Source organism: Streptomyces poonensis, from assembly GCF_014650915.1.
In the GTDB taxonomy this organism is placed as follows: domain Bacteria; phylum Actinomycetota; class Actinomycetes; order Streptomycetales; family Streptomycetaceae; genus Streptomyces; species Streptomyces poonensis.
The window spans coordinates 1,383,677-1,397,286 of the sequence record NZ_BMVW01000001.1 but is presented as its reverse complement, the minus strand read 5'-3'; the positions used below and the strand labels follow the sequence as shown (position 1 = coordinate 1,397,286).

At 72.4% G+C, this 13,610-nt stretch carries 12 protein-coding genes and 1 riboswitch; of the genes, 5 read left to right on the top strand and 7 right to left on the bottom strand.

The features are described from left to right. Window positions 1-11: 11 nt before the first annotated feature. Window positions 12-968 carry a glucosyl-3-phosphoglycerate synthase gene (locus IE242_RS06250; RefSeq protein ID WP_189855992.1) on the bottom strand — a complete coding sequence of 319 codons (957 nt, stop codon included), beginning with the start codon at window positions 966-968 and terminating at the stop codon, window positions 12-14. Between the two features lie 157 nt (window positions 969-1,125). Further along, window positions 1,126-1,299: riboswitch (SAM riboswitch) on the top strand. Window positions 1,300-1,316: 17 nt separating this feature from the next. On the opposite strand from IE242_RS06250, the gene thrC reads away from it, so the two are divergent. The 4 genes from thrC to groL all read left to right on the top strand — a co-directional run bounded on the left by thrC (window position 1,317) and on the right by groL (window position 5,653). Continuing rightward, window positions 1,317-2,633, top strand: coding sequence for a threonine synthase (thrC, locus tag IE242_RS06245; RefSeq protein WP_189855990.1), 1,317 nt, complete (start codon window positions 1,317-1,319; stop codon window positions 2,631-2,633). Window positions 2,634-2,724: 91 nt separating this feature from the next. Then, window positions 2,725-3,000, top strand: coding sequence for a MoaD/ThiS family protein (locus IE242_RS06240; protein ID WP_189855988.1), 276 nt, complete (start codon window positions 2,725-2,727; stop codon window positions 2,998-3,000). 441 nt (window positions 3,001-3,441) lie between these two features. Beyond that, complete coding sequence (locus IE242_RS06235) at window positions 3,442-3,645, top strand: cold-shock protein (RefSeq protein WP_003986833.1); 204 nt, start codon at window positions 3,442-3,444, stop codon at window positions 3,643-3,645. Between the two features lie 385 nt (window positions 3,646-4,030). Further along, a complete protein-coding gene (gene groL, locus IE242_RS06230) occupies window positions 4,031-5,653 on the top strand; it encodes a chaperonin GroEL (protein ID WP_030576451.1) in 1,623 nt (540 codons plus the stop codon). Window positions 5,654-5,757: 104 nt separating this feature from the next. On the opposite strand, the gene IE242_RS06225 is transcribed toward groL, so the two are convergent. From IE242_RS06225 to IE242_RS06215, 4 genes are all read right to left on the bottom strand, one after another. Then, window positions 5,758-7,242 carry a polysaccharide deacetylase family protein gene (locus IE242_RS06225; protein WP_229858250.1) on the bottom strand — a complete coding sequence of 495 codons (1,485 nt, stop codon included), beginning with the start codon at window positions 7,240-7,242 and terminating at the stop codon, window positions 5,758-5,760. Window positions 7,243-7,337: 95 nt separating this feature from the next. Next, window positions 7,338-7,460, bottom strand: a complete 123-nt coding sequence (locus IE242_RS38535) for a hypothetical protein (protein WP_268249426.1) — start codon at window positions 7,458-7,460, stop codon at window positions 7,338-7,340. Beyond that, entirely contained in the window at window positions 7,457-8,971 is a 1,515-nt protein-coding gene (locus IE242_RS06220) for a glycosyltransferase family 2 protein (RefSeq protein ID WP_229858247.1), read from the bottom strand. Before IE242_RS06220 ends, IE242_RS38535 begins: the two co-directional genes overlap by 4 nt. Next, window positions 8,968-10,353: a nucleotide sugar dehydrogenase gene (locus tag IE242_RS06215; RefSeq protein ID WP_229858244.1), complete on the bottom strand. Its 1,386-nt coding sequence runs from the start codon at window positions 10,351-10,353 to the stop codon at window positions 8,968-8,970. The genes IE242_RS06220 and IE242_RS06215 overlap by 4 nt, the downstream gene beginning before the upstream one ends. Before the next feature lie 279 nt (window positions 10,354-10,632). On the opposite strand from IE242_RS06215, the gene IE242_RS06210 reads away from it, so the two are divergent. Beyond that, complete coding sequence (locus IE242_RS06210; protein WP_189855984.1) at window positions 10,633-11,787, top strand: NADH:flavin oxidoreductase; 1,155 nt, start codon at window positions 10,633-10,635, stop codon at window positions 11,785-11,787. A gap of 24 nt (window positions 11,788-11,811) precedes the next feature. Here IE242_RS06210 and IE242_RS06205 read toward each other — a convergent pair whose 3' ends face one another. Continuing rightward, window positions 11,812-12,399 carry a hypothetical protein gene (locus tag IE242_RS06205; protein ID WP_189855982.1) on the bottom strand — a complete coding sequence of 196 codons (588 nt, stop codon included), beginning with the start codon at window positions 12,397-12,399 and terminating at the stop codon, window positions 11,812-11,814. A gap of 99 nt (window positions 12,400-12,498) precedes the next feature. Further along, a complete protein-coding gene (gene murQ / locus IE242_RS06200; protein ID WP_189855980.1) occupies window positions 12,499-13,533 on the bottom strand; it encodes an N-acetylmuramic acid 6-phosphate etherase in 1,035 nt (344 codons plus the stop codon). Window positions 13,534-13,610: the final 77 nt, after the last annotated feature.

The following is a 13,610-nucleotide window of genomic DNA, read 5'->3' as shown; positions in this document are numbered from 1 at the left end:
CCCCGCACGGTCTACGCCGCTCTCCTGGCCGCGTACTCCTCGATCTCCACCATCGGCGGCCGCTCCTCCGTGTCCACCGAGTACGTGCGCGGTTCGAAACCGTCCTCGCCCCGCTCGAACTGGGTGAGGGCCGGGCGGACGAGGTGGCCGCGGGCCAGCCGGAGCTGGGCCGTGCGGTAGATCGCGGCGGCCATCCGGCCGAGCGCCTGGCCGTCCTGGTGGCGGTGCCTGCGGACGCCGACGTCGACCTGGGCCAGGGCGTCGAGGCCGACCAGGTGCAGCGCGTCGACCAGCATGCCCAGCTCGACGCCGTACCCGACCGGGAACGGCAGCCGCTCCAGCAGCGAGCGGCGGGCCGCGTACTCGCCGCCGAGCGGCTGGACGAAGCCCGCGAGCTGCGGCCAGTGCATGTTGAGCAGCGGGCGGGCCATCAGCTCGGTCACCCGGCCGCCCTGCCCGGCCGGGACGCCCCCGGAGGCGGTGAACGGACGGTCGTACATCGCCTTGACCAGCTGGGTCTCGGGGTCGGTGAGCAGCGGGCCCACGATCCCGGAGACGAAGTCGGACGAGAACTCCCGCAGATCCGCGTCGATGAAACAGATGATGTCCCCCTGGGCGACGAGGAGGGAGCGCCACAGCACCTCGCCCTTGCCGGGCACGGCCGGGATGCGCGGGAGGATCTCGTCCCGGTGGACGACTCTGGCGCCCGCGGCGGCGGCCACCGCGGAGGTGCGGTCCGTCGACCCCGAGTCGACGACGACTATCTCGTCGACGAGCGGTGTCGCCTCCACGAGGTCGCGGCGGATCGCGGCGACGATGTCGCCGACCGTCGCCTCCTCGTTGAGCGCGGGCAGAACGACGCTGACCGACTGGCCCGTGGCACGTTTCGCCGCCATGAGCTGGTGCGGCGGGCGATCGGTCACGGACCAGGAGCGTGCGCTCAGCCAGCGCTCGACTTCTTCCAGCACAGCCTGGGGCTCCTCCCTCTTCGATCACACAGGGTGCATGTGTGATCCATCTCGCGGTTCGGACGTCTATCTCAACTGTCCTGGCCGTCGGTTACAGTCTTGAACAACGCGGATGACCATCGCATGTCGGGGGTCACCGACGTTCACAACCGCATACCGCTCATCCAGAGGGGCAGAGGGACACGGCCCGATGAAGCCCCGGCAACCCTCCAGCCGGCTCTCGTAGCGATCGACCGGTCATCGACGACCGCTGATCGACTCCGCGGGGCTCCCGGCTAGGGAAGGTGCCAAATCCGTCTCACGGCGAGGTGCGTCGTGAGGAAGATGAGGAGAAAGGGCCTCGCCTCCATGGCTGTGCAGACTGCTGCAACCTCCACCGACTCCGCCGCTGCGAACTCCGCCACCGCGAACTCCGGCTCCGTCGATCTCGGACCCGCCGCCGCGCTGTCCTGTCGCGAGTGCGGCCACCGCGTCCCGCTCGGCCCGGTGTTCGCCTGCGAGGAGTGTTTCGGGCCGCTGGAGATCGCGTACGACTTCTCCGCGTACGACACCGAGGAACTGCGCCGGCGCATCGAGTCCGGCCCCGCGAACATCTGGCGCTACGCGCCCCTGCTGCCCGTCCCGGCCGACGTCGCCGGGAAGCCGAACCTCAACCCCGGCTGGACCAAGCTCGTCCAGGCCGACAACCTGGCGCGCGAACTCGGCGTGACCGGCGGCCTGTACGTGAAGGACGACTCGGGCAACCCGACGCACTCCTTCAAGGACCGCGTCGTCGCCCAGGCGCTGGAGGCCGCGCGCGCCTTCGGCTTCACCACCCTCTCCTGCTCCTCCACGGGCAACCTCGCCGGCGCCGTCGGCGCGGCCGCCGCCCGCGCGGGCTTCCGCTCCTGCGTGTTCATCCCGCACGACCTGGAGCAGGGCAAGGTCGTCATGGCCGCCGTCTACGGCGGTGACCTCGTCGGTATCCAGGGCAACTACGACGACGTCAACCGCTTCTGCTCCGAGCTCATCGGCGACCCGGCCGGCGAGGGCTGGGGCTTCGTCAACGTCAACCTGCGGCCGTACTACGCCGAAGGCTCCAAGACCCTCGCGTACGAGATCTGCGAGCAGCTGGGCTGGCGGCTCCCCGACCAGATCGTCGTCCCGATCGCCTCCGGCTCCCAGCTCACGAAGATCGACAAGGGGCTGCAGGAGCTGATCAAGCTGGGGCTCGTCGAGGACAGGCCGTACAAGATCTTCGGCGCGCAGGCCGAGGGCTGCTCGCCGGTGTCGACGGCCTACAAGGACGGCCACGACGTCGTCCGCCCGCAGAAGCCGGACACCATCGCCAAGTCGCTCGCCATCGGCAACCCCGCCGACGGGCCGTACGTCCTCGACATCGCGCGCCGTACGGGCGGTGCGGTGGAGGACGTAGACGACGCGGAGATCGTGGACGCGATCAGGCTGCTGGCCCGGACCGAGGGCATCTTCGCCGAGACGGCGGGCGGTGTGACCGTCGGTGTCACCCGCAAGCTGATCAAGAACGGTCTCCTCGACCCGGAGAAGACGACCGTCGTCCTCAACACCGGCGACGGCCTCAAGACGCTGGACGCGGTGGCCGGCACCGGCCTCACCGCGACCATCCGCCCGAGCCTCGACGCGTTCCGCGAGGCCGGACTCGCGTAGCCGCGCCGCGGCCGGCCCCTCTGCCGCCTCGCACCGCCCCGCGTCCCTCAGCGGGCGCCGCCCCACCAGTAGTCACCAGGAGGTCCCACCCATGAGCGTCACCGTCCGCATCCCCACCATCCTGCGCACCTACACCGGCGGTCAGTCGGAGGTGAGCGCCGAGGGTGCGACGCTCGCCGAGGTCATCGCCGACCTGGACAAGAACCACACGGGTATCGGCGGGCGCGTCCTGGACGACCAGGGCAAGCTGCGCCGGTTCGTGAACGTGTACGTCAACGACGACGACGTCCGTTTCGAGCAGGGCCTGGAGACGGCGACCCCGGACGGGGCGGGCGTCTCCATCATCCCGGCCGTCGCCGGCGGCTGATTATTACCCTCGGTAACCGCGGTTACCGTAAGTTCATCGAATTGCCCCCTCCGTGAGAGAAGCGGAGGGGGCAATTCTGCTTGGTTGAGCGCGGTACAGTTGGGGAACCTGGTTCGTTTCTCGTATGAGATACGGAGCCCGCGCTTATGACTTCCCGGTTGACGCCCGACATGATGTAGCCAAAGTGTGCAGGGCTTTTGCGCAATTTGTTCCCTTTGTCAGGCCCGACTTGCCCTGAATTCAAGGGAATTCTCCGTACATTCCCGACCGCTCGTGTCCAGAATTCTCGTCCGATTGACCTGTTGCAGACGGCAGTTGGACAGATACATTCAGCCGCGGTCGACGCGTTCCGGCGCACACCCCCAACCGTTGGGGGGTGAGGTCTGACCCGGGTCCGCGAAGTGTGGATCTGTGCAAGGGCCAGTAATAGGGGAGTTAGGCATGGCTCAGGGCACCGTCAAGTGGTTCAACGCGGAGAAGGGGTACGGCTTCATCGCGGTCGACGGTGGTGCGGATGTATTCGTCCACTACAGCGCGATCCAGATGGACGGCTACCGCACTCTGGAGGAGGGTCAGCGGGTCGAGTTCGAGATCTCGCAGGGCCAGAAGGGGCCGCAGGCGGACATGGTCCGCGTGGCCGGCTGACGCGCGCGCCGACTGTATCGCAGCCACGTTCTGCGTTCGTCTTCGAAGGGCCCGCACCCAGGGGAGAACCCGGGGTGCGGGCCTTTCGCCTTGCCCGGGGCCGTCCGGGGCCGTCCGGGGCCGTCCGGGGCCGTCCGGGGGCCGACCCGTGCGGGGGCCCGGGGGCGCCTCCGAAGGGCCCGCTCCGCGGGCGCACCTTGCACTCGCAGGTGCCGAGTGCTAATCATTGCGTTAGCACTCTGAAGGTGAGAGTGACAACGAAGGACCGGGTCGGTGAGGCCCGCAGGCCAAGTGGGGCAAGGAACCACGAGGCCGGCGAGCCGTCCGTCGCGGGCGCGGGCGCGGTCCGAAGAGTTCACCCCCAGTCCTGGAGGGACCACTTCACATGGCCAAGATCATCGCGTTCGACGAGGAGGCGCGGCGCGGCCTCGAGCGCGGCATGAACCAGCTCGCGGACGCCGTCAAGGTGACCCTCGGCCCCAAGGGCCGCAACGTCGTCCTCGAGAAGAAGTGGGGCGCCCCCACGATCACCAACGACGGTGTCTCCATCGCCAAGGAGATCGAGCTCGAGGACCCGTACGAGAAGATCGGCGCCGAGCTGGTCAAGGAAGTCGCCAAGAAGACGGACGACGTCGCCGGTGACGGTACGACCACCGCGACCGTTCTCGCCCAGGCCCTGGTCAAGGAAGGCCTGCGCAACGTCGCCGCCGGTGCCAACCCGATGGCCCTGAAGCGCGGTATCGAGAAGGCCGTCGAGGCCGTCTCCGGTGCCCTGCTCGAGCAGGCGAAGGATGTCGAGACCAAGGAGCAGATCGCCTCCACGGCCTCCATCTCCGCCGCCGACACCCAGATCGGCGAGCTCATCGCCGAGGCCATGGACAAGGTCGGCAAGGAAGGCGTCATCACCGTCGAGGAGTCCCAGACCTTCGGTCTGGAGCTGGAGCTCACCGAGGGTATGCGCTTCGACAAGGGCTACATCTCGGCGTACTTCGCCACCGACATGGAGCGTATGGAGGCCGTCCTCGACGACCCGTACATCCTGATCGCCAACCAGAAGATCTCCAACGTCAAGGACCTGCTCCCGCTCCTGGAGAAGGTCATGCAGTCGGGCAAGCCGCTGCTGATCATCGCCGAGGACGTCGAGGGCGAGGCCCTGTCGACCCTGGTCGTCAACAAGATCCGCGGCACCTTCAAGTCCGTCGCGGTCAAGGCCCCCGGCTTCGGCGACCGCCGCAAGGCGATGCTGAACGACATCGCCATCCTCACGGGCGGCGAGGTCATCTCCGAAGAGGTCGGCCTCAAGCTGGAGAACACGTCCCTGGACCTCCTGGGCCGTGCCCGCAAGGTCGTCATCACCAAGGACGAGACCACGATCGTGGACGGCTCCGGCTCCGCCGAGCAGGTCGCGGGCCGGGTGAACCAGATCCGCGCCGAGATCGAGAGCAGCGACTCCGACTACGACCGCGAGAAGCTGCAGGAGCGCCTGGCGAAGCTGGCCGGCGGCGTGGCCGTCATCAAGGCCGGTGCCGCCACCGAGGTGGAGCTCAAGGAGCGCAAGCACCGCATCGAGGACGCCGTGCGCAACGCCAAGGCGGCCGTCGAGGAGGGCATCGTCGCCGGTGGTGGCGTGGCCCTGCTCCAGGCCTCCCAGGTCTTCGAGAAGCTGGAGCTCGAGGGTGACGAGGCGACCGGCGCCAACGCCGTGAAGCTCGCCCTGGAGGCCCCGCTGAAGCAGATCGCCGTCAACGGTGGTCTCGAGGGCGGCGTCGTCGTGGAGAAGGTCCGCAACCTGACGGTCGGCCACGGCCTGAACGCCGCGACCGGCGAGTACGTGGACATGATCGCCGAGGGCATCATCGACCCGGCCAAGGTGACGCGCTCCGCGCTGCAGAACGCCGCGTCGATCGCCGCGCTGTTCCTCACCACCGAGGCCGTCATCGCCGACAAGCCGGAGAAGGCCGCCGCGCCCGCCGGTGGCGGCATGCCGGGCGGTGACATGGACTTCTGATCCGGTTCTCCGGATCGGACCTCGTCCGCCGAAAGTACCGAGGGCGGCACTCCCTGTTCTGTTCGACAGGGGGTGCCGCCCTCGGGCGTTCTCTGCTGCGTGTCCTACGTACTTCCCGGTGACACACGCAGCGAGGTGAAGCGGGGCCAGGGCGTGCCCGGCGACTCGTTGCGGACACCGAGGGCGATGCCCCCGCTCGTCCGCGCCGCCGTGGCCCGCTCCGGGAGCCGTACGACGAACGAGGTGGTGTCGACCGTGACGCGGACGGTTCCCGGTGCCGTGCGCAGGGTCAGACGGTGGGCCGCCGACGGGGCCAGCCGGCGGGTCGCCAGCGCGCGGCGCTCCCCGTCCGGCCGCCGTAGCGTCACGCGCAGTCCGCGCGCGCCGACCGTGAGGGTGCACGGATACCCGCCGCCGTGGCCGACCTCGACGGAGACCCCGGTGCCGGTGCCGCGCAGGCCGTCGGCCCGGGCGGTCACCCGGTAGCTGCTCCAGTCCGCCGTGGACATGGGCCGGTGCACCGCGGACACATACGTCCGGTGCGGCGAGCCGAGGCCGGTCAACGCCGCCAGGCCGGTGCCCGGGGGACTGCCGGGGAACTCCCACCCGCCCGGCTGCCGCAGCGGCCGGGGCGCGTCGCCCGGCGTGCTCGACGCCCACGCGTCCACCGCCCGCAGCAGCTCCTCGGGGGTGGTGCTCCGCAGCACCTCCAGCCGGCGCACCTGCCCGGCCGCCGCGGCGCGCGGTCCCGCGGGCAGCGGGCGCGGGGTGGTGTTGGTGAGCGTGGCGGCGTACCGGGCGCGCAGCAGGCGCTCCAGGACGGATGTGTTCCGGCCCGCGAGGTTGGTCCGCGCGCCGGTCTCCGAGAAGGGGTAGGCGAACAGCCGGGGCGCGGGCAGCCCTTGGTGGGCGAAGGCACGCGCGGACCGGTCGAGGTCCGCCTCGACGCGGCGGCGGTACTCCGCCTCCGTCTCCAGCCGCCCGGGACCGGGCCGCCACAGCCGGTTGGCCAGCACCGAGCCGTGCCGTCCGGAGGCGTCGACGGCCGCGCGGTGGTGGCCGTCGTGGGTGTGGGCCTGGAAGTCCCAGCGGCCGGAGCCGGCCATCCGGTGCACCTCCGGCCAGGTCAGGTAGTAGGGGCGGCGGGTGCCCACCATGCCGGTGATCAGGTAGGTGGCGGCCTTCATACGGTGCTTGGCCAGGATCGGGTCCGCGTACGCCCACAGACCGCGGGTGCCGTCGTCGAAGGTGAGGTAGACGCTGCGCGGGGCGGGTGGCCGGCCGGTGGCGAGGTAGCGGACGAACTCCTCGGTGGACAGGGCGCGGTGGCCCGTGGCGCGGAGCGCGGACAACTGGGCGTCGAGCCGCTCCGGGCTGACCGTGTAGCGGCTGTGCGGGTGCGGGGCGACGTCGTGGTAGGCGAGGACGACGGGGGCGGAGGGGTGCCGGGCGGCGGGCGTCCGGGGCCGGGCGTCGGAGCCGCCGGCCGGGGCGGGCGCCTGCTCGGACACCGCGCGGCGATGGGCGTCGTAGCTCCAGGTCGCGACGAACGGCGTGGCGACGACGGCGGCCGCCAGGGTGCCGAGCACGGTGCGCGTCAGAGCGCGGCGGAGCCGCCCGGGAGCCTTGGAGGCCGGTCGGGCGGATGCGGTCGACGGTCGGACCGGCCGGGCCGGGCGGGGCGTCACCGGAGGCCGTCCCGGGTCAGTACGACGAAGTAGAGGGCGGCGACGGCGGCCAGGGTGAGGGTGACGGCCGCGCACCGGCCGAGGAGACGCAGGGCTCTCCTCACGGTCACAAGGATCATGCGGGGCTCCTCGTCCAGATGCCGCGGCGCAGGGTGAGCACGGCGTAGGGCAGCAGCCACGCCAGGACGCAGCAGCACAGCAGGCTCATCAGCGGCCGGTGGCGCCAGCCGCGGTCCCCGGGGTTGCCGAGGCGGTAGGCCAGCCCCCACAGGACGCCCTTGAGGAGCACCCCGCACAGGTAGAGCAGGGTCAGCCCGGCGGTCTGGCCCAGCGGGGCGCACACCAGGTGCCAGAAGACCAGCGCGGGCGCCGCCAGCACCCACAGGGCGTGGCCGTAGTAGAGCAGGGCGGGGGCGGGTCCGCGCCGCCACATGAAGCCGCCGGTGAAGAAGAGGCTGCGGACGAAGCTCTTCTTCCAGCGCACCTGCTGGTGCAGGAAGGGCCGCCAGCGGGCGGGGACGTTCGTCCACACCCGGGCGGCGTGGCTGTAGCCGACCTGCCAGCGCCGCTCCGGGTGGTCGTGCTCCGTGACGAAGGGCGAGTCGGCGTGGCGGCGTTTGAGTGCCGCGCCGCGCCAGCGCTGGCCCAGGACGTAGCCGGTCAGCTGGCGGTCGGTGGCGAAGCGGAAGGGGGCGCCCGCGAACCGGTCCCCGGCCCAGGCGGGCAGGTAGTTGACGACGGCCTCCCGGCGGAACGCGGCGAGCGGCCCGGAGACGCAGGTCACGGAGCCGAAGGCGGACTCCGCCGCCTTGGCGACGCGGAACTGGCCGTCGTACCAGACGTCCTGGAGCCGGGTCAGCAGGTTCGTCCGGGCGTTGAGCGCCCGGCAGTGGCCGCTGACCGCGCCCAGGTCCGGGTGGCGCACCATGGCCTCGACGCACAGGCGGACCGCGTCCGGGGCGATGACGCAGTCGGAGTCGGTGAACACCAGCACGTCGCCGTCGGCGACCGCGCACCCGCGCACCAGGGCCGCCTTCTTGCCGACGTTCTGCTCCAGCCGGATGACGGTGATGCCGAGTTCGTCCGCCAGTCCGTCGAGGATGTCGCCCGTGCCGTCCCGCGAGCCGTCGTCGACCACGATGATCTGCAGGCCGGGGCAGTCGGAGGCGGCCATCGACCGTACGCAGGCCTCGATGTTGCCGGCCTCGTCCTTGACCGCGAGCAGGAAGCTGACCCGGGGCCGGGCCGGGAGGGCCGGGAAGGCCGCGTGATGCGGGGCGCGGTGGCGCATCGTGCGGACGGCCGGATCGTCGTAGCGGGCGTACGCCGCGTACAGCAGGCAGGCGGTGCCGGACAGCACGGTGAGTCCGTAGACGGTGAGCAGGCTCGCTCCGTACGGCAGTTGGGCCGTGCGGCGCGCGATGAGCAGCAGTACGGGGAGCAGGGCGGCCAGGGTCAGCAGCCGGACCACGCCGGCGCGCTCGGCGGGCGGCAGCGCGTCGAGGGCGCCGCGCAGCCGGTCGGTCAGCCGGTGCGGTGCGGAGGTGCGGGGCGGCGGGGCCGGGACGTCCCCCGGACCGACGTCCTCGCCCTCGGGGACCAGGGACCGGGTGGAGGCGGGGGCGGTCACGAGGCCGCCACCGGTGTGAGCGGCGGGCCCTTGGGGGACCGGGTGTCGAGCACCCGCGGCACCGTGTCGAGCCAGGTGAGGTCGGTCCCCGGGTGCACGGTGTGCACGATCACCAGGTCCCACTCCCCGTGGGCGTCGTGCGGGCGCGGCTCGGAGCGCAGGACCGTGCTGTCCACGGTCACCGAGGGCACGTAGGGGTCGCTGTAGCGGACGTCGGCGCCCTGGGCGGCGAGCAGCCCGAGGATGCGCAGCGCGGGGCTCTCCCGTACGTCCGCCACGCCCTCCTTGTACGCCACGCCGAGCACCAGCACCCGGGCCCGCCCGGCGGGGATCCCGTCGGCCGCGAGGAGGCCGGCGGCGGTGCGGGCGATGCGCGCGGGCCGTTCGTGCAGGGCGGTCATGGCCGCGCTGACGACGGGCGTCGCCGGTCCGTCCCGCCGGAGCTGCCCGAGCAGGTAGTGAGGGTCGCACGGGATGCAGTGGCCGCCCGCGCCGGGGCCCGGGCGGAACGGCATGAAGCCGTACGGCTTCGTCGCCGCGGCCTCGATCACCGGGACCGGGGCGAGGCCGAGGTGCAGACAGGCGTCGGCCAGCTCGTTCGCCAGGGCGATGTTCACGGCCCGGAAGACGTTCTCCCAGAGCTTGGCCATCTCGGCCGTCTCGGGGTCGGCCACCTGGTGCACGTGCGAGGCGGTCGACCGCAGCAGGAAGGCCGCCGCCCGGGTGCTCAGCGGTCCGGTGCCGCCGACCACCCGCGGGGTGTGCTCGGGCATGTGCCGCTGGTTGCCGGGGTCGATGCGCTCCGGGGCGAAGGCCACGAGGACGTTCTCCTCGGCGACCAGGCCCCGCGCGGCCAGCGGTTCCGTCAGCAGTTCGCGCGTCGTCCCGACGTGGCTGGTCGAGGTCAGCACGATCAGCTGGCCCTCGGCCGCGTGGCCGACCACCGTCGCACACGCCGCGCGCAGTGCGGCGGTGTCGGGCAGCCGGTCCTCCGTCACCGGGGTGGGCACGCAGACGATCACCGCGTCCGCGGTGCGCAGCGCCGCCGCGTCGGTGGTGAGCCGGAACTGGTCGGTGCTCCCGGCGCAGGCCAGCGCCGCCCGCTGAGCCGGCAGCAGGTCGACGTCGCCCGCCCGGACGGCGCGCAGCCGCCGGTCGCTGATGTCGATGCCGACGACCGTGGCGCCGGCGCTCCACAGGCCCAGTGCGGTGGGCAGGCCCACGTAGCCCAGGCCGACGACGGCGACCGTGAGTCCGGCCAGGTCCGCGCCCGTCCCCGGGGGCGCCCCGGCGGCGCGTGCCGCCCATCGTGGAATGCCGGACGGGGGCGCCGCCGTCCGGCCCGACAGGGGCGCCGCCGTCCGGCATGGCGGGGGCGCCACCGTCCCGTTTCTGCTCGTTCCAGTCGCCGTGATGGTCACACCGTGATATGTACGGCGAGATCGGGGCGAAACACGGCATACGGCGCCCTGCCCGCGGGCGATTCACCCCATGCCTGCGGGCGATTCACCCTGTCGCCACGACAGGGCTCCGATCGCATGGGAGTGGCCTGGATCACATGACGGTCCGCCGGATGCAGGAATGCTGCGGCGGATGCGCCGGTTGACGCGTGGCGTAGCAGATGCGCGTGCACATACCAATCGGTACCGAGGAGCCCTCCCATGACGGACACCGCCCCCGAGACCGCCCCCGAGGCGGCCACCGAGACCGCCTCCCGCGCGGCACGGATCCTGTCCCGCCCCACCTCGATCAACGGCCTGACCGTGCCGAACCGGATCGCGATGGCGCCGATGACCCGGATGTTCTCGCCCGGTGGCGTCCCGGGCGAGGACGTGCAGTCGTACTACGCGCGGCGGGCGGCCGCGGGCGTCGGCCTGATCGTCACCGAGGGCACGTACGTGGGGCACGAGTCGGCCGGGCAGAGCGACAGCGTGCCGCGCTTCCACGGTGAGGAGCAGCTCGCGGGCTGGGCGAAGGTCGCGGAGGCGGTGCACGCGGCGGGCGGCACGATCGTGCCGCAGCTGTGGCACATCGGCATGGTGCGGCAGGCGGGCGAGCCCCCGTTCCCGGACGCCCCCGCGGTGGGCCCCTCCGGGCTGCGCCTCGACGGCACCGAGGGCACGGGCAAGGCCATGACGCGGCAGGACCTGGACGACGTCATCGCCGCGTTCGCCGAGGCCGCGGCCGCCGCCGAGCGCATCGGCTTCGACGGCGTCGAACTGCACGGGGCGCACGGCTACCTGATCGACCAGTTCCTGTGGGCGGGCACCAACCGCCGTACCGACGCCTACGGCGGTGACCTCGTCGCCCGGACGAGGTTCGCGGCGGAGATCGTGGCCGCGGTGCGCGCGGCGGTCTCGCCGGAGTTCCCGGTGATCTTCCGCTACTCGCAGTGGAAGCAGGACGTGTACAAGGCCCGGCTCGCCGAGACCCCCGAGGAGCTGGAGGCCCTGCTCACCCCGCTGGCCGCGGCCGGAGTGGACGCCTTCCACGCCTCCACCCGCCGCTACTGGCTCCCGGAGTTCGAGGGCTCGGACCTCAACCTCGCGGGCTGGACGAAGAAGCTCACCGGCAAGGCCGCCATCACGGTCGGCTCGGTCGGCCTGGACGGCGACTTCCTCAAGGCGTTCGCCGGTGAGGGCGCCGTGACCCGGGGCATCGACGATCTGCTGGACCGCCTGGAGGCCGAGGAGTTCGACTTCGTCGCCGTGGGCCGCGCCCTGCTCCAGGACCCGCAGTGGGCGGCGAAGGTGCTCTCCGGCCGCTTCGACGAGCTGGCGCCGTACGACGCGGCGTCGCTGAAGACGCTCAGCTGACGCTCCTGCGATCTTCGCGCTCTCCTACAGGTTGCCCATCGGCTCGATGTCGATCCGCAGCGGCTCGCCCCAGACACGGAGCACCTCGTAGTCCGTGAACTCATGGACCAGGCGGTACGCCATGGCCGGGCGCGGGCCGCGGCGCTGGGCGGCGAGATAGAGCTCGGCCTCGCGGCGGTCGCGCCGCGGGGTGCCGCACAGCTGCCACGTCTGGCCGTTCCACGCCTCGGGGAGCCAGCGCTGCTGGGGCTGGGGACGGTCGCCGCGCGTGCCGTAGCGCGAGGGGGCCGGGTCGCCGGCGGGCTGCCCGCCGGCGGACCGCGGCGGCCCGTACGCGCCGTTCAGCTCCGCCCGGCGGGCGGAGCGCCGGCGGGTCTCGCAGAGCAGGCAGCGGTCGGGGGCGTCCTCGTCCACCGGCCCGTTCGGGTGCTCGGCGCAGCGCGTGGCGGGGGCCGCGGTGGTGACCGTCTCGTCCAGCAGGTCCAGGGCACGTCTCAGGTCGGCCCTGACCTCGTGCAGCCTCGCGTCCGGGGTGTCGGCGCCCAGCGCCTCGCCGTGCTCGCCGAGCAGGCGCAGGGCGCGGCCGAGGGCGGTGAGCTGTGCGTGATTCACGGCGTGCGGGTCCCTTTCCCTTTCCGTCTCCTGCGTCCACCGTCGCACACGCCACTGACAATCACACGGGCATCGGCCGGGCGCTGTCAGCCGGGCGCGTCAGCCGCTCGTCCCCGCCTCCAGCGCCGCCCGCAGGTGCCCCCCGTTCTCCTCCAGCAGACGGGCCGCCGTCGGGCCGTCGACGTCGGCCAGGAGGGTGAGGACGGCGTTCTTGACCTCGCCGTCCGTCGCCGCGAGGGCCCTCTCGATCTCCTCGTCCGTGGCGCCCGTGGCGAGCGCGACGATACGGCGCGAGCGGGCGCGGAGCTTGTCGTTGGAGGCGCGTACGTCGACCATCAGGTTCCCGTACGTCTTGCCCAGACGGATCATCGTGATCGTCGAGAGCATGTTCAGGACCAGCTTCTGGGCCGTGCCCGCCTTCAGCCGGGTGGAGCCGGTGAGCAGTTCGGGGCCCACGACGACCTCGATGCCGTGGTCGGCGGCGGCCGCGAGCGCGCTGCCGGCGTTGCAGGCGAGGCCCACCGTCAGGGCGCCCCGCGCGCGGGCGTGCTCCACCGCGCCGATCGCGTACGGAGTGCGCCCGGAGGCCGAGACGCCGACCACCGTGTCGTCGGCGGTCAGCGCGATGGCGTCCAGGTCCTCGGCCGCGAGCTCCTTCGAGTCCTCCGCGCCCTCCACCGAGGTGACCAGGGCGTCCCGCCCGCCCGCGATCAGGCCCACGACCTGCGCGGGGTCCGTGTTGAACGTCGGCGGGCACTCGGAGGCGTCCAGCACGCCCAGCCGGCCGGCCGTGCCCGCGCCCGCGTAGACCAGCCGGCCGCCCCGTGACATGCGCTCGGCGACGGCGTCGATCGCGGCGGCGATCTCGGGCAGCCGGGCCGCGACGGAGGACGCGACCGTCGCGTCCTCCCCGTTCATGATCTTCGCGATGTCCAGGGTGGGCAGCCGGTCGATCTCGGACAGCTCGGGGCGGAAGGCCTCAGTGGTCAGGGTTTCCAGCTGGGCCTGCAGGGTGCGGTGGCCGGGGCCGGGAACGGAGGCGGGGCCGGAGCCGGGACCTGCGGGCTGCGGGGCGGGGGTGCCGTCCGCGTCGGCTGCGTCGGTCGTGTCGGCTGCGTCGGCGCTTGAGGTCATGGGCGGTGGCCTTCTCCGGTGCGGGTGTGCGGGTGCGGGGTCGTGTACGTGCGAAGTCTTCCGGCTGGGGCTCGCTT